We start from the raw sequence: 14,497 nt of genomic DNA on the forward strand, positions 1-14,497 counted from the left end.
GCGGGGAATGAAAAGAGCTGTCCCCCGCGCACCGCGTCTCAGTCCGCCGCGGCGGGCGGCGCAGACGGGCTGGGCGCCGGAATCGGGAGCTGGCGGGGGAGACGCACCCACAACGCGAGCAGCGCCGCGCTGCCCAGGGCAGCCAGAGCGATCAGGCCCAGGCGCGGTCCCAGCGGGCCGTCCTTGCCGATCAGGAAACTGGCGATCAACGCTCCGGGCGGTCCCATCCCCACCAGCACGAAGGAGTACAGGCTCATCACCCGCCCGCGCAGGTGGTCAGGAATCGAGAGCTGCACCGTGCTGTTGGCGCTCACCAGCAGGGAAAGCATCCCGAAGCCGCAGGCGGCCAGCACGGGCGCGGCGAGCAGCGGCCCCGGCGTCAGGGCCAGCGCGACCGTGCTGACGATCAGGAGCAGCGCGCCGACCCGCAGGTTGCGCAGCGGATTGGGCTTGCTGGCCTGCCACAGCGCGCCCGCCATCGCGCCGATTCCGAACGCTGCCGAGAGGGTGCCGAAAGCCGCTTCGCGCGCCCCGAACACCACCCGCGCGTAGTACGGGATGATGATGTTGAAGTTGATCACCGTGAGGCTCAGCAGCCCGACCAGCAGCATCACGTTCCGCACGGCGGGCGTGCGCCGCACGTAACCCAGCCCCTCGCGCACGTCGTCGAGCACGCTGCCGTGCGGGACCGCCTCGCGCGCCGGAAAGGGCAGGGTGGCGAGCGCGAACAGCACCACGAAAAAGGAAGCGACGTTGAGGTAAAAGGGCAGCGCCAGCCGGGCGATGTTGTCGGCGTTCCCGCCCGCCAGCAGCGAGATGCCTAGCGCCGCCACCACCCCGAACAGCGCCTGCCCGACGGTGCGCGATACGTTAAACGACAGGCTGTTGAGCGCCACCGCGTTGGGCACGTCGCTGCGCGGCACGAAATCGACCACCATGCTCTGACGGGCGGGCATGTCAAAGGCGTTGGCGGTGCCGCTGACAAAGGCGATCAGCATCACCAGCGGCAGCGTCACCACGCCCAGGTGGGTGGTCACGGCGAGCGCCGAGGCGGTCAGCAGCAGCACGATCTGGGTGGTCAGCAGCACCCGCCGCCGGGGCACCCGGTCGATCACGGCCCCCGCGAACAGCGACAGCAGCAGGCTGGGCAGGAACTGCGCGACCGTCACGTAGCCCAGTGCCGCGCTGCTCCCGCCCGACAGCTCCAGCACCAGGTACTGCTGCGCGGTCGCCTGCATCCACGAGCCGACCAGCGAGAGCAGCTGCGAGAACCAGTAACGGCGGTATTCGGGATGGCGCAGGGCGCTGAACGTCCGCGAGCGCCACGCGGAGGCGCGGGCAAACATGCCCCCCAGCATAGGCGCGCGCGTGCCTGGCGCCCCCCTCTGTCCCGCAGGACCGAACACGCTGGCTTCCCCCGGCGGCTCCCCCCTCCCCGGCTCCCCCCAGCGTGAAGGCTTGGCAAAGGGAAGGGCGGCATGTTACGGTGCCCCTGTTCTGCTTTTCTTGGGCCGCTTCTCATGCGCCTGCCCCTTGCCCGACTCCGGTCCGCCCGAGTGTCCTTCCGCGCCCTGTGAGCCTTTTCCCATGTCCGTACTCCCCCGCACCACGCTGCTGCTGGCCCTGCTGACCTTGACCGGGGCTGCGGCGCATGCTCAGGCCACCACCCCCGTTTCCGGCCCGGACCGCCCCGTGCGTCCGGGCCTCGCCGTTTCGGCCCCCGGAATCACGGTGCAGCCGGGCGACACCGCCTACAGCCTGGCCCGCGCGCACGGCCTGAGCGTGGAGGCGCTGCTCTTGCTCAACGGCCTGGCCACCCCGGACCTGCGGGTCGGGCAGGTGTTGCGGGTGCAGGCCACGCCGCCGCACAGCGTGCAGCCGGGAGAGACGTTCTACGGCCTGTCGCGGCGTTACGGGGTCAGTGTGGACGCGCTGCTGGCCGCCAACGGCCTGCCCCGGGACGCGGTGCTGGAAGTCGGCCAGGTGTTGCAGGTGCCCGCGCCCGGCGCCGCGCGCTCCGTGACTGCGGCTACCCTGCCGGGTGCGCCTGTGGGAAGTCCCGTCGGCAGTGTGGCCGCCCCGGCCGCGCCCCTGCCCTCGCCCGCGACGGCGGCCACCGGCGTGACCAGCGGCGTGGGGCCGGGAGATGCCCCCTCCGCTTCCACGCTGCCGCACGACTGGCGCGGCGCGGCGCTGGCATTGCTGGGCGTGCCCTACGTCTACGGCGGCACCAGCCAGAGCGGGCTGGATTGCAGCGGGTTCGTGTTGCAGGTCTTTTCGCCGCTGGGCGTGCAGTTGCCGCGCCGCAGCGCCGATCAGGCCCAGACGGGCGTGCCGGTCGCGGCTCCGGACCTCCAGGCGGGCGACCTGGTCTTTTTCGACACCGTCGGGCGCGGTGAGGTCACCCACGTCGGCATCTACCTTGGCGACAACCAGTTCGTGAATGCCAACTCGTACAAGAAGCAGGTCGCGGTCGACCGTCTCCAGGGTGACCCCTACTGGGGGCCGCGTCTGCTGGGCGCGCGCCGGGTACTGCCGCCGACGATGTACGGCTCGGCCCGCTGAACCAGGGCCGCAGGGCAACCCCCCCATTCAGGGGGATAGCCCCAGCGCTGCGGGCGGGGTCAGGCAGCGCGTCTCAGGTTCCCGCCGAGCGTTGAAGACCCGGGCACGGCAGGACCGCTCGCGGGGCTGCAACGAAGACCATAGAAAATGGCGCCTGCGGCGCCGGGAATGTTCTGTCGTCCGGGCAGGACGGGTAGGACCGGGTCAGCCGGATTCGTCGCCCAGCTCCTCGCTGTCCAGCAAGGTGCGGTACTCGTCGAGGTGCTCGCCCTCGCCAAGTTCGCGGGCGATTTTCTCGATGGCGAGGCGCACGACCTCGCTCTTGCTGATCAACCGCTCGGGGCTGGAAAGTTCGTAGGCGGTGCGCGTCAGCAGGGCGTCTTGCTCCTCGCTGATGACGACCTGGAGGCGTTTGCGTTCCTTCTTCGGCATTCCCTCTCCCTCTTCCGGCGCGGCGCTCCCCGTGGAGGGAAGCCGCCCACGGCCTGCGCGCAGTTTCCGACTTGCGGGGCAGCGTAGCACGGCGCCTGAGTGCCCTCAACATCTTCAGCGTGCTGCTGTTGTGAGGTCCATGTGTTCCGCGCTTCAGGGGAGACACATCCACCCCGCCCCTTTGCCCCCCACAGTGAGCGTAGACGTGCAGTGAGCATGATGTGTAAGATGCACGCTGAGCGCCGGGACTGCCCGGCCCCGCCCCTCTTTTTCCTGCTGCCCACCCCGCGCCCAGCGCGCGCCTGAAAGGAAACCACCATGCAACTGACGCCGCTGCACCTCCAGGGAGGCCGGGACCTGTCCGGCGAGATCGCTGTCCAGCCCAGCAAGAACGCCGCGCTGCCCATCATCGTGGCGAGCCTCCTGAGCAGCGAACCCGTCACCCTGCACGGCGTGCCCCGGCTCAGCGACGTGTATACCATCCTGGACCTCGCGCAGCATATCGGCACGCGCCATGCCTGGGTCGGCCCCAACAGCCTGACGCTGCACACCCCCGAGATCCTGAACACCGACGCGCCCTACGCGCTGGTGTCCAAGATGCGCGCGAGCTTCATTATCCTGGGCGCGATTCTGGCGCGGGCGGGGCAGGCGACCGTCTCCATGCCCGGCGGCTGCGCCTGGGGGCCGCGCCCGGTCGACCAGCATGTCAAGGCGCTGCGGGCGCTGGGCGCCGAGATCAGCGAGGACGGGGGCAACTTCGGGGCGGTCCGGCACGGGCACCTCAGCGGCACGTTCGTCTTCGAGATGCTGACGGTGGGCGGCACCCACAACGCGGTGCTGGCCTCGGTGCTGGGGGGCGGCGTGGTCACGCTGGAAAACGCCAGCATCGACACCGACGTGGTGGACCTGGTCAATTTCCTGAACACGCTGGGCGCGCGCATCGAGGGGGCGGGCACCAACACGCTGACGATCCACGGGGTTGCGGCCCTACGCGGCGGCGAGTACACCGTGATTCCCGACCGCATCGAGGCCGGGACCTTCATGATCGCGGCCGCCGCCACCCGCAGCCGCCTCACGCTGACCAACGTGCGGCCCGACCATCTGCGCGCGATCACGGCCAAGCTGACCGAGATGGGCGTGGACATCCTCGAAGCCGGGGACCGCCTGATCGTGGACGCGCGGGACCGCGAGCTGAAGCCCGTGAACGTGACCACCCAGAGCTTTCCCGGCTTTCCCACCGACGTGCAGCCGCAGATGAGCGCCCTGCTCGCCACCGTGCCGGGCACCAGCGTCATTCAGGACCCGGTGTACCCCGACCGCCTGACGCACGTGGCCGAGTTGCAGCGCATGGGCGCCAACATCACCGTGAGCGGCTACACCCAGGTGATCCAGGGCGGCAAGCTCCACGCCGCGCCCGTCAAGGCCGCCGACCTGCGCGCCGGAGCGGCCCTCTTTATCGCCGCGATGACCACGGAGGGCGAAACGGTCATCGACGGCGTGCAGTACCTCAACCGGGGCTACGAGCGGCTGGCCGAGCGCTTGCGCTCCATCGGCGCCAACGCCTGGCAGCCCCAGCCCATGCTCGCCAGCGCGATGGACTGAAGCCGACACCGTGAACGGCGCCCGCCCCGGAAGAGGAGGCGGGCGCGTTGTGCTGTTGGGGGGAAGGACCGACGGGCTGAAGGGAGGCTTCGCCGCCTTCCCCCAGCTTGCCCCCATACCAGCAAGACCGGAAGGGTTTCGTTCCCGGTCTGGTGGGGTGAGCGGACCCGCAGGGCTACGCCGCAGAGCGAGTGACCGGGACGGACAGCGGTGGGAGTTCAGGAGGGGTACTTTTTCCCTTCAACGGAAGCCCGCTGTCAGACCTCGCCACCCCACGTCTGCCCGTGCGCGGCCCAGGCTGCCTCGATGGCCTCCAGCATTCCGGCGGGCAGCGGCCCCCTCTCCGCAACCGCCGCGTTGCGCTCCAGGTTCTCCACCCGCGCCGTGCCCACGATGGCGCTGCTCACGCCGGGGGCGAAGGCGGAAAAGCGCAGGGCGAACTCGGTCCAGTCCAGGCCCTGCGGGTCCAGCTTCAGCGTCTGCAAGCGCTCCCAGTACACTTCGGCGTATTCGCCGACCGGGCGCTGGGCAAACTGCCACGCCGCGTTGGCGATGGGCCGCTTGGCGATCACGCCCAGGCCACGCGCCGAGGCGCCGGGCAAGGCGTGGTGCAGGCTCCACTGGTCGGTGACGTTCACGCTGGTCTGCACGCTGCCGAAGTGGCCCGACCCCGCGGCCCAGGCCAGCGCCTCGTTCTCGCCGCTGTAGGCCGCGACCCGGATCAGTCCGTCCTCGCGCGCCCGCGCCAGTTCGGCCAGCAGGTCCTCCTGCTGCAAGGTCTCCAGCGGGCACGAGTGCAGGTGGAAGATATCCAGGTGGTCCGTCCGCATGGTCCGCAGCGCCCGCTCGATGCCGGGGCGGATGCTCGCCGGGGTCCAGTCCTGGGCACCTTCCACCCCGTAGCCGCCCTTGGTGCTCAGCACGAACTCGTCCCGCCGCCCGGCGAGGTGGCGCCCGATGCGCTCCTCGCTGAGGCCGTAGCCGCGTGCCGTGTCGATCAGCGTAACGCCCAGGTCGAGGGCGCGGTGGAGCAGCCGCTCGGCCTGCGACTCGTCGAGCGTCTCGGCGCCGACCTGCCCGGCGCCCAGGCCCAGGACGCTGACTTTCAAGCCCGTGCTCCCGAAATCTCTCTGTTGCATGGGGCGTACCATAACCCCCATGAGCGACCCCGCGCCGACCTTCTGGGAGATGAGCGAGGAGGAATACCTGCGGACCGAACCGGAGAGTCCGGTCAAGCGGGAGTTCTTCGGCGGCTACGTGTACCCCCTGCACGGCGCGACGGTGGCGCAGGCGGGGGTAAGTGCTGGGCACGGAGAGATCAGCGTAAGTCTGACGCTCGCGCTGGCGCCCGCTGCTCGTCGCCAGGGCTGTCGGCTCTTTTCAGCGGATATGCGCGTCTACGCCACGCCTCCGGCCGGGCAACGGGCCTACTTCTACCCGGATGTCGTGGTGACTTGCGAGGCCATCACCGCCGAGGCGACCTCCGTGCGCAACCCTTGCCTGGTGGTGGAGGTGCTGAGCGCGAGTACTGGCCACAGCGACCGGACGACGAAACTGCTGGCCTACACCAGCCTGCCCAGCCTTCAGACCTACCTGATCATTGACCCGACCCGGCGGCTGGTGCGGGTGCTGGCCCGTGACGCTGAGGGCTGGACCGACTGGGAATTGTCAGGGGAAGGCCATGTCCCCATCCCCTGCCTCAACACCACCCTCACCCTGGACGACGTCTACGCAGGTGTGCTCGACCGCTAGACCAGCTCGGCCCGCGCCTCCTGCTCCCGGCGGAACTGGAGTTCATAGAGGTCGCGGTAGAGGCCCCCGGCGGCGATCAGCTCGGCATGGGTGCCGTCACCGACGACTTCCCCGGCGTCCAGGACCAGAATCCGGTCGGCGTTGCGGATGGTCGAGAGGCGGTGGGCGATCACGAAGGTCGTGCGGCCCTGCATCAGCGTTTCCAGGGCGGCCTGCACCAGCGCCTCGGATTCGTTGTCGAGGGCGCTGGTCGCCTCGTCCAGAATCAGGATGCGCGGGTCCTTGAGCAGCGCCCGCGCGATGGCGACGCGCTGGCGCTGGCCGCCGCTGAGCTTGACGCCGCGTTCGCCCACCACCGTGGCGTAGCCGTCTGGAAACGCGCTGATAAAGGCGTGGGCATTGGCGGCGCGGGCGGCGGCCTCGACCTCGTCGGCGCTGGCGTCCGGGCGGCCGTAGCGGACGTTCTCCTCGATGGAGCCGGAAAACAGCAAGGTCTCCTGGGGCACCAGCCCGACCTGGGCGCGCAGGTCGGCCAGGGCGTAGTCGCGCACGTCCCGCCCGTCCACCTGCAAGGTTCCGCCCGTCACGTCCCAGAAACGCGGAATCAGGCTCACCAGCGTGGTCTTGCCCGCGCCGCTCGGCCCCACCAGCGCCACGACCTGTCCGGCGGGCACGTCGAAGCTCAGGTTCCGCAGGATAGGCGAGTCGCCGTACTGAAACGTCACGCCGTCGAAAGTGACGCGGCCCTCGGCGCGGGTCAGGGGGGCGGGCGCGGCCGGCTCGGGCAGGTCGCTGCGCTCGTCGAGCAGCTCGAAGATGCGGCCCGAGGCCCCCAGCGCCTCCTGAAACTGGTTGAAGATGCCGGTCAGCGCCGCGACCGTCCCGCCGACCTGAAGCGCGTAGATCAGGAAGGTGACGAGGTTGCCCGGCGTGAGGTCGCCCGCCATGACCTGTCGCCCGCCGAACCACAGCACCACCGCGAGCGCCCCGAAGGTCAGGAAGCTCATGGTGCCGCCCATCAGCGCCTGGAGGCGGGCGCGGCGCAAGGAGGCCACGAAGGAGGCCAGCACGCCCGCGCCGTAGCGCCCGCGCTCCACCTGCTCGGCGGTGAAGCTCTGGACCACCCGCACGCCGCTGATGGCCTCCTCGGCGCTGGCGTTGGCCTCGGCCACCCGGTCTTGCACCTCGCGGCTGACCCGGCGAATCTTGCGGCCGATGAATACGGCAATCCCGATCACCAGCGGAATCACCGCCAGCGTCAGCAGGCTCAGGGCCGGGCTGGTGAGCACCAGCAGCGTCACGGCCCCGATCAGGCTGACCGTCTGCGCGGCGAGTTGCGCCAGCGCCGTGCTCGTCACCGTCTGCACCGTGCCCACGTCCGCCGTGAGTCGGCTGGTCAGGTCGCCGGTCTTGTGGTCGGCAAAAAAGCGCGGTGAGAGCGTCAGCAGGTGCCCGAACAGGCTCTTGCGCAGGTCGGCCACCACGCCCGCCCCCACCCGCGCGAGCAGGTACGACTGCGCCGCCCCGAACAGCGAGGACAGCGCGAAGATGCCCAGCAGCGCCAGCACCGTACGGTCGAGCGGCCCGGTGTCGGTGCTGCCCACCCGCAGAAACGAGGCGTCGATCAATCGCCCGAACAGCAGCGGGAACACCAGATTCAGGCCGCTGGAGACCAGTGTGGCGAGCAGGCCCAGCACGAAGATGCCCCGGTAGGGCCGCGCGTAGGCCAGCAGCCGCGCGAGCTGTTTGGGATCACGCTTCACGCGCGGCGCGTTCGGGTCACGGCCTGTGGGGGCCAGGCGGGAGGGGCGGGACATCATGGGGGTAGGGTACGCCCGGGAGGGGAGGGAGGATGGCCCGTCAGGTCTTGCCGAGGATCATCCGAGATGGCTCATTCGAAATCGTCGTCCCCATAACGATCATGTTCAACGGAGGAGCCGAAGCGGCCATTGTCCCTGAAAAGCTGATCGGGGTGAGAACCTACCCCTCTTTCACGCTGACTCAAATAGTTGCGTTCCTGCTCCCGACTGATGCGTGCGGAACCTGCGCTGCCCCTTTCCGAGAGAGGGAAGAAGGCGGAGTAGTGGCTTTGCTTTTGCTCGGTCAGCCGCTCTTCTCGTTGTTTGAGCAGTTTTTCGAGATGGAAACGCAGATCATGCGCGAACTGAGAAACTTCAATGTGTGTCTGGCACTCCGGGCAAAAAATTTTGGACACAAGTCACCTTACGTTGGTGACTTGCGTGAGACACGCTGAAATGAGCGAAGGCGGCGGGCCTTCTCAGTACCCGCCGCCTTTCCCTTTTCATTCCTACCTACGCCAGCACCGCCTCCGGCTCCACCGCCGCCAGCTCGAAAGCGTCCGCGACGCCCTGGTAGGTGAGCTGGCCCTGATAGGTGTTCAGGCCCAGCCTCAGCGCCTTGTTGCGGCCCAACGCCGAGACGCCCTGCTCGGCGAGTTGCAGCACGTAGGGCAGGGTCTGGTTGGTCAGCGCGAAGGTGCTGGTGCGCGGCACGGCCCCCGGCATGTTCGCCACCCCGTAGTGGATCACGCCGTCCACGACGTAGGTGGGGTCGTCGTGCGTGGTCGCGTGGATGGTCTCCACGCAGCCGCCCTGGTCCACCGCCACGTCCACGATCACGCTGCCCTCGGGCATCAGCGCGAGCATGTCGCGGGTGACGAGGTGCGGGGCTTTGGCGCCGGGAATCAGCACGCCGCCGATCAAGAGGTCGGTGTCGGGCAGCAGGGCGCGGATGTTCGCTTCGCTGCTCATCATGGTGGTCAGGCGCCCGAAGAACACGTCGTCGAGGTAGCCCAAGCGGCGTTGCGACACGTCGAGGATGGTGACCTTGGCGCCCAGGCCCATCGCCATCTTGGCCGCGTTGGTGCCCACCACGCCGCCGCCGATGATGGTGACGTGGCCGGGCTGCACGCCGGGCACGCCGCCCAGCAGCACGCCGCGCCCGCCGACCGGCTTCTGGAGGTGGTAGGCGCCCGCCTGCACGCTCAGGCGCCCGGCGACTTCCGACATCGGCATCAGCAGCGGCAGGCTGCCGTCGTCGAGCTGCACCGTCTCGTAGGCCACGCCGGTCGTGCCCGACGAGAGCAGCGCGTCGGTGAGCGGGCGGTCGGCGGCGAGGTGCAGGTAGGTGAACAGCAGGAGACCCTCGCGCAGGTAGCCGTACTCGGCCTGCACCGGCTCCTTGACCTTGACCACCATCTCGGCGGCCCAGGCGTCGGCGGCGGTGCCGAGCTGGGCGCCCGCCGCCGCGTACTCGCTGTCCGCGATGCCGCTGCCCACGCCCGCGCCCTGCTCGACCACGACCGTGTGCCCGCGCCGGACCAGCGTGCCGACCCCGCCGGGGGTGAGGGCCACACGGTTTTCCTTGACCTTGATTTCCTTCGGGAGTCCAATCTTCATGCCATTCCTCCGAGGGCCGCCCGGCCCAGAAAGCCGCCGACCCGCCGCGTTTGATGTGGCGCAATGCTAGCAGGACCCCCACCAAGCGGGATTGCCACACCAGCCTCTCCCGGGAGGATCGACGCAACCGGGTTGCGCCGGGACTGCTAAAATCCGGCCATTCATGCCGCAGCCCGACCTGGACGCCACCGACCGCCGTATCCTGACCATTCTCCAACGGGACGCCCGGATGCCCAACACCGAACTCGCCGACGAGATCGGCCTGACGCCCGCGCCCACGCTGCGGCGGGTGCGGCGGCTAGAGGAGGAGGGGATCATCAGCCGTTACGTGGCGCTGCTTGATCCCAAGCGGGTGGGGCGCGACCTGATGGTCTTCGTGCGCGTCACCCTGGACAAGCAGACCAAGCAGGGCTTCGAGACCTTCGCCGAACACATGCGCCACCGCCCCGAGGTGCTGGAGTGCTACCTGTGCCTGGGCGACACCGACTACCTGCTCAAGGTCTGCGTGCCCGACCTCGACGCCTACCAGACCTTTCTGGTGGACGTGCTGGCCGCCATTCCCGGCGTGCGGAACACCGCGAGCACCATCGTGGTGAAGCAGGAGAAGTACACGACGAGTCTGGCGCTGGAGTAGGGTCGGGGAAGAGTCTCCCAGGAGGTCGCAATGAAAGGTTGGAGACGAGTGGTGTTGGCGGCCCTGACTGCCTTGCTCGCGGCCTGTGGCCCGCACCTCGCCGACGACGAGGAGCGGTATCTGGCCCAGGGCTACACCCGGCTGAGCGCCCACGCCTATGTGCGGGAAACGGACGGGGGACACAGCTTCGCCTTCGCCTCCGAGGGAGAACTGGGAGAGGCAGCCGTTCTGACCCACCTGCGGGAGAAGGTGGAGCAGGCCCGATCGGAGCTGCGGCAGGCGCGGGCCGGGGGCACGGACGCGGCCGACAGCGAGCGGCTGGAACGCCGGGTCAGGCTGGCCGAGGCCACTTTCGAGCAGGTGCTGGGCGGCCTGGGCCGGGAGCCTGGTCGGCGCTGAGGCTGGGGCAGGGTGGTCCGGCCCGCGCGCGCTAGGCTGAGGTCCATGCGTTCTCTCGCCCTGTCCGCCCTGCTGCTGGCCTCCGCCGCCCCCGCGCAGACCTCCACCCCGGATCCGGCGACGGCGCCCGCGCTCACCTTTGCCCCGGTGCCGTACCTCAGCGCCCAGCCCGTCCGCACCTTCAAGGAACCCGCCTGGGTCGTCAACCCGGCCCGGACCTACCGCGCGGTCCTGAAGACGGGCAAGGGCGACGTGACGGTCGAGCTGTACGCCAAGCAGGCGCCCAAGGCGGTGAACAGCTTCGTCTTTCTGGCGCTGAACCGCTTTTACGACGGCACGCGCTTTCACCGGGTGGTCGAGGGCTTCATGGCGCAGGGCGGCGATCCGCTCAGCGCCGACGCCGCGCAGAGGGCCAGGTGGGGGACGGGCGGCCCCGGCTACAACTTCTTCGTCGAACTCGACGAGGGGCTGAGGTTCAATGCCGCCGGGGTCCTCGGCATGGCGCGGTCGCAAAGCTACTTCTCGCAGGGGAGCCAGTTTTTCATCACGCTGGCCCCCGCCGATTTCCTGACGGGGGAGTACACGGTGTTCGGACGGGTCGTGGCCGGACAGGACGTGCTGCAAAAGCTGACGCGCACGGCGACGAGCAGTCAGGGCGGCGAGACGCCGATCAGCAGGGCCGAACCCGACGTGATCCAGAGCGTGCAGATTCTGGTGTCGCAATAACGCGCCGCTAGCCTGCGGTCAACGCGACCACCAGCGTCACGATCAGGGCGGCCAGGCCCATGCCGATGGAACTGGCCGCCCCGGTCGTTTCGCCCTCCTCGCGGGCGCGGGCAGTCCCGATGCCGTGCGCCACGCTGCCGATGGCGACCCCGCGCGCCAGCGGATGCCGCACCCCCAGGCGGGTCAGCGCGGGCGGCAGCACAAGCGCCCCCAGCAGGCCCGACAGAACGGCGAGGGTGGCGGCCAGGGCAGGCGGCGCGCCCGTCACGTCGGCGAGTTGCAGGGCGACCGGACTGGTGGCGGGGGCGGTCAGCAGCGAGCGTTGCGCCTCCGGGTCCAGCGCCAGCAGCCGGGCAAACAGGGCGTCGGCGCCCACGCCCACCAGCGTCCCGGTCCCCCCGCCCAGGAGGAGCGCCCGCCACTCGCGCGCCAGCAGCGCCCGCAGCCGGTAGAGCGGCACCGCCAGCGCGACCACCGCCGGGCCGAGCAGAAAGGAGAGGGGCTGCACCTGCGCCGCGTACCGCTCGTACGGCGTGCGCGTGAGCAGCAGCCCGGCGGCGAGCAGCACCGTCGCCACCAGCGTCGGATTGACCAGTGGGTGCCGCGCCCGGGCCTGCATGACCACCCCCAGCGCGAAGGCGAGGAGCGTCAGGGCGACCCAGGTCACGGCGCTCCTGCGGAGGGGGCAGTGGGGGGTGGGGGGTGGGCAGCGAGCAAGGCGGGAAGCCCCAGTCTGGGTTCTGCGTGGCCCAGGAGGGTTTCCCCGGCTCCCTTCCCCTGACCGCTCACCCCTGCCCCCGCACCAGCCGCGCCGCCAGCAGCCCCGCCGCGCCCGCGCCCAGCCCCAGCCCGGCCAGCATCACCAGCAGCCACAGCCCCCATTCGGCGCCCGCCGACAGGTACTCGATCACGCCGACGGTGGCGGGCACGAACAGCAGGCCCAGGATGCCCAGCAGCCCGTCGGCGGCCGTCTCCAGCCAGTGCAGCCGCACGACTCCCAGCGACAGCGCCGCCCACAGCAGGCCCATCCCGACCACCGACCCCGGCAGCCCCAGCTCCAGCACCCCCACCAGCGCCGTGCCCAGCGCCGCAAAGGCTGTCAGCAGCCCCAGCCCCAGCACGAAGCGCACCGGGGCGGACAGCTTGCCCGTGACCGGGACGGGAGGGACTGGCGCCGGACCGTTCACCTCAGGCCGGGGTGCTCAGGCGGGCGAGCATTCCGCGCACGACCTGCTTGGCGTGGCGGGCGACCAGGGGCATGAAGGTCCGGTAGTCCACATTGGCGGCGTGGTCGGCGGTGTCGCTGACCGAGCGGATCACCACGAAGGGCACGCCCGCCTTGGCGCACACCTGCGCGACCGCCGCCCCCTCCATCTCGGCGCAGGCGGCCCCGAACCCCGTCCAGAGGCGCTGCACCCCCTCCTGCGACGCGATGAACTGATCGCCGCTCGCCACCCGGCCTTCCAGCGCGCGCACGCCTTCCACCTCGCCCGCTGCGGCCAGCGCGGCGGCGCGCAGTTGGGGATCGGCGGCCCAGGCAGGGGTCTCGCCGGGGACGGTGCCCGGCGCGTAGCCCAGGGCCGTCACGTCCACGTCGTGCTGCACCAGATCGGTGCTCACCACGATGTCGCCCACCCGCAGGTCGGGGTGAACGCCGCCCGCCACGCCGGTAAAGATCACTCGGGTCGCGCCCGCGTGCAGCAGGTGCGTGGCGGTCATCGCCGCGTTCACCTTGCCGATGCCGCCCCGGGTGAGCAGCACAGGTACCCCGTCCAGCACGCCCCGGTGGAGGGTCACGCCGGGCCGCTCCAGCGTCTCCCGGGCTTCCAGGCCCTCCAGCAGCAACTCGATTTCCTCGTCCATCGCGCCCATGATCGCCAGCATGGGGGGCAGTGTACGGCGGCTGTGGAGGCAGGTGCGTTAAAGGGTGTTCCCCACCCCCCAGCCCCCTCCCCGGACTTGCAAAGCTGCGCAGCAGAGGGCAGGGGGAGCGAAGCGCTGCGCTCGGCAAGAGTCGTTCCGGGCGTTTGCGGAGGCGCCCAACCCGTGACGTGTCCGGCCTCGACGCCATCCTTCGCCCCCTTGGAAGGCCTCGGGCCTGGCGGCCCGAACGGCTCGGCGGCCTGGAAGGCGAAGGTGAGGGGTGGAACCCGGCCGTCGGCTGACCCGGGAAGAACCGGCGAAGCTGGAGCTTTCGCCCCTCTTTTCGGCGACTGGCCCCTGGCGACCGGAAGCTGGTCGCTGCCCCCTTGACCCAGGTCATGGCCTGCCCCACCCCCGGGGCGGCACCCTGGACCCATGCCCCATATCATCGTCAGTCCCTGTATCGGCGTCAAAGACCAGAGCTGCACCGAGGTCTGCCCGGTGGAATGCATCTACGACGCGGGCGAGATGTTCCTGATCCATCCCGACGAGTGCATTGACTGCGGGGCGTGCGTGCCCGCCTGCCCGGTCAGCGCGATCTTCCCCGAGGAGGACGTGCCTGCCGGGGAAGAGGAATTCATCGTGAGGAACAAGGCGTTTTTCGGGCTGTGAGTCCTGCCCTGAACCTTGCAGACCTGCTTCCGGCGCTGAACGTGCTGCTGGTCGGGGTGTGGGTGGGCATGTACCTGTTCACGACCTTCGTGGTCAGCCCGGCGTTTACCGAACTCTTCCCGGACGCCCAGACCCGCCACGCGCACCGCCGCCGGGTGGGCCGCCACTACGCGCGGGTCAACGGGCCGCTGACGCTGGCGCTGCTGGCGACCGTGCTGGCGCTGGGCCTGACGCGCGGCTTCAGTGCGGCGCTGGGCGCGCAGCTCGCGGTGCTGCTGCTCATCGGCGGGCTGGTCGCCCTGCACGTCCGGCGGGGCGAGGCGGCGGCGCGGCCTCCCGCCTGGATCACCCACCTGACACTGGCGGCCAGCGTGGTGCTGTGCGGGCTGGCCGTGGCGGCCTGGCCCTGACCCCGCGCGGCGGGAGAGCGGCG

The 14,497-nt window shown here is 70.3% G+C and carries 17 protein-coding genes; 8 read left to right on the forward strand and 9 right to left on the reverse strand.

Features of this window, described 5'->3' with window-relative positions; all coding sequences use genetic code 11:
* Nucleotides 1-38: 38 nt before the first annotated feature.
* Complete coding sequence (locus HNQ09_RS00480; protein ID WP_184024013.1) at nucleotides 39-1,346, reverse strand: MFS transporter; 1,308 nt, start codon at nucleotides 1,344-1,346, stop codon at nucleotides 39-41.
* Between the two features lie 241 nt (nucleotides 1,347-1,587).
* Here HNQ09_RS00480 and HNQ09_RS00485 point away from each other — a divergent pair, with 241 nt between their 5' ends.
* Nucleotides 1,588-2,565, forward strand: a complete 978-nt coding sequence (locus HNQ09_RS00485; RefSeq protein WP_184024016.1) for a peptidoglycan endopeptidase — start codon at nucleotides 1,588-1,590, stop codon at nucleotides 2,563-2,565.
* Between the two features lie 204 nt (nucleotides 2,566-2,769).
* Here the strand turns inward: HNQ09_RS00485 and HNQ09_RS00490 are convergent, their stop codons facing one another.
* Nucleotides 2,770-2,997 (reverse strand): transcriptional regulator, encoded by a 228-nt coding sequence (locus HNQ09_RS00490; protein WP_184024019.1) that lies wholly within the window; start codon nucleotides 2,995-2,997, stop codon nucleotides 2,770-2,772.
* Nucleotides 2,998-3,315: 318 nt separating this feature from the next.
* On the opposite strand from HNQ09_RS00490, the gene murA reads away from it, so the two are divergent.
* Nucleotides 3,316-4,599: a UDP-N-acetylglucosamine 1-carboxyvinyltransferase gene (gene murA / locus HNQ09_RS00495; RefSeq protein WP_184024022.1), complete on the forward strand. Its 1,284-nt coding sequence runs from the start codon at nucleotides 3,316-3,318 to the stop codon at nucleotides 4,597-4,599.
* A gap of 257 nt (nucleotides 4,600-4,856) precedes the next feature.
* Here the strand turns inward: murA and HNQ09_RS00500 are convergent, their stop codons facing one another.
* Entirely contained in the window at nucleotides 4,857-5,738 is an 882-nt protein-coding gene (locus tag HNQ09_RS00500) for an aldo/keto reductase (protein ID WP_246363043.1), read from the reverse strand.
* A 19-nt stretch (nucleotides 5,739-5,757) separates the two neighbouring features.
* Between HNQ09_RS00500 and HNQ09_RS00505 the strand changes: the two genes are divergently transcribed.
* Nucleotides 5,758-6,351, forward strand: a complete 594-nt coding sequence (locus tag HNQ09_RS00505; protein WP_246363044.1) for a Uma2 family endonuclease — start codon at nucleotides 5,758-5,760, stop codon at nucleotides 6,349-6,351.
* Here the strand turns inward: HNQ09_RS00505 and HNQ09_RS00510 are convergent.
* The 3 genes from HNQ09_RS00510 to ald form a co-directional block, all read right to left on the reverse strand.
* On the reverse strand, nucleotides 6,348-8,171 hold the full coding sequence (locus HNQ09_RS00510) for an ABC transporter ATP-binding protein (RefSeq protein ID WP_184024028.1): 1,824 nt from the start codon (nucleotides 8,169-8,171) through the stop codon (nucleotides 6,348-6,350). The two genes, HNQ09_RS00505 and HNQ09_RS00510, sit on opposite strands and share 4 nt — an antisense overlap.
* A gap of 71 nt (nucleotides 8,172-8,242) precedes the next feature.
* The gene (locus tag HNQ09_RS00515; protein WP_184024031.1) at nucleotides 8,243-8,566 is read right to left on the reverse strand and encodes a hypothetical protein; all 324 of its coding nucleotides are present in this window, start codon (nucleotides 8,564-8,566) and stop codon (nucleotides 8,243-8,245) included.
* Nucleotides 8,567-8,663: 97 nt separating this feature from the next.
* The gene (gene ald / locus HNQ09_RS00520; RefSeq protein WP_184024034.1) at nucleotides 8,664-9,770 is read right to left on the reverse strand and encodes an alanine dehydrogenase; all 1,107 of its coding nucleotides are present in this window, start codon (nucleotides 9,768-9,770) and stop codon (nucleotides 8,664-8,666) included.
* Between the two features lie 163 nt (nucleotides 9,771-9,933).
* Here ald and HNQ09_RS00525 point away from each other — a divergent pair, with 163 nt between their 5' ends.
* Genes HNQ09_RS00525 through HNQ09_RS00535 form a run of 3 tightly spaced genes read left to right on the forward strand, consistent with a single transcriptional unit; the run spans nucleotide 9,934 to nucleotide 11,529 of the window.
* Nucleotides 9,934-10,404, forward strand: a complete 471-nt coding sequence (locus tag HNQ09_RS00525) for an Lrp/AsnC family transcriptional regulator (RefSeq protein WP_184024036.1) — start codon at nucleotides 9,934-9,936, stop codon at nucleotides 10,402-10,404.
* 30 nt (nucleotides 10,405-10,434) lie between these two features.
* Nucleotides 10,435-10,803, forward strand: coding sequence for a hypothetical protein (locus HNQ09_RS00530; RefSeq protein WP_184024038.1), 369 nt, complete (start codon nucleotides 10,435-10,437; stop codon nucleotides 10,801-10,803).
* A 45-nt stretch (nucleotides 10,804-10,848) separates the two neighbouring features.
* A complete protein-coding gene (locus HNQ09_RS00535) occupies nucleotides 10,849-11,529 on the forward strand; it encodes a peptidylprolyl isomerase (protein ID WP_184024040.1) in 681 nt (226 codons plus the stop codon).
* Nucleotides 11,530-11,536: 7 nt separating this feature from the next.
* Here HNQ09_RS00535 and HNQ09_RS00540 read toward each other — a convergent pair whose 3' ends face one another.
* The 3 genes from HNQ09_RS00540 to HNQ09_RS00550 all read right to left on the reverse strand — a co-directional run bounded on the left by HNQ09_RS00540 (nucleotide 11,537) and on the right by HNQ09_RS00550 (nucleotide 13,413).
* Nucleotides 11,537-12,196 (reverse strand): LrgB family protein, encoded by a 660-nt coding sequence (locus tag HNQ09_RS00540; RefSeq protein WP_184024042.1) that lies wholly within the window; start codon nucleotides 12,194-12,196, stop codon nucleotides 11,537-11,539.
* A gap of 118 nt (nucleotides 12,197-12,314) precedes the next feature.
* Complete coding sequence (locus tag HNQ09_RS00545) at nucleotides 12,315-12,716, reverse strand: CidA/LrgA family protein (protein WP_184024044.1); 402 nt, start codon at nucleotides 12,714-12,716, stop codon at nucleotides 12,315-12,317.
* Nucleotide 12,717: 1 nt separating this feature from the next.
* Nucleotides 12,718-13,413 carry a 5'-methylthioadenosine/adenosylhomocysteine nucleosidase gene (locus HNQ09_RS00550; protein WP_184024046.1) on the reverse strand — a complete coding sequence of 232 codons (696 nt, stop codon included), beginning with the start codon at nucleotides 13,411-13,413 and terminating at the stop codon, nucleotides 12,718-12,720.
* A gap of 414 nt (nucleotides 13,414-13,827) precedes the next feature.
* On the opposite strand from HNQ09_RS00550, the gene HNQ09_RS00555 reads away from it, so the two are divergent.
* Nucleotides 13,828-14,064 carry a ferredoxin gene (locus tag HNQ09_RS00555; RefSeq protein WP_184024048.1) on the forward strand — a complete coding sequence of 79 codons (237 nt, stop codon included), beginning with the start codon at nucleotides 13,828-13,830 and terminating at the stop codon, nucleotides 14,062-14,064.
* Complete coding sequence (locus tag HNQ09_RS00560; RefSeq protein WP_343057550.1) at nucleotides 14,061-14,474, forward strand: hypothetical protein; 414 nt, start codon at nucleotides 14,061-14,063, stop codon at nucleotides 14,472-14,474. The genes HNQ09_RS00555 and HNQ09_RS00560 overlap by 4 nt, the downstream gene beginning before the upstream one ends.
* The last annotated feature ends 23 nt before the right edge of the window (nucleotides 14,475-14,497 follow it).

Source organism: Deinococcus budaensis, assembly GCF_014201885.1.
Lineage (GTDB): Bacteria > Deinococcota > Deinococci > Deinococcales > Deinococcaceae > Deinococcus > Deinococcus budaensis.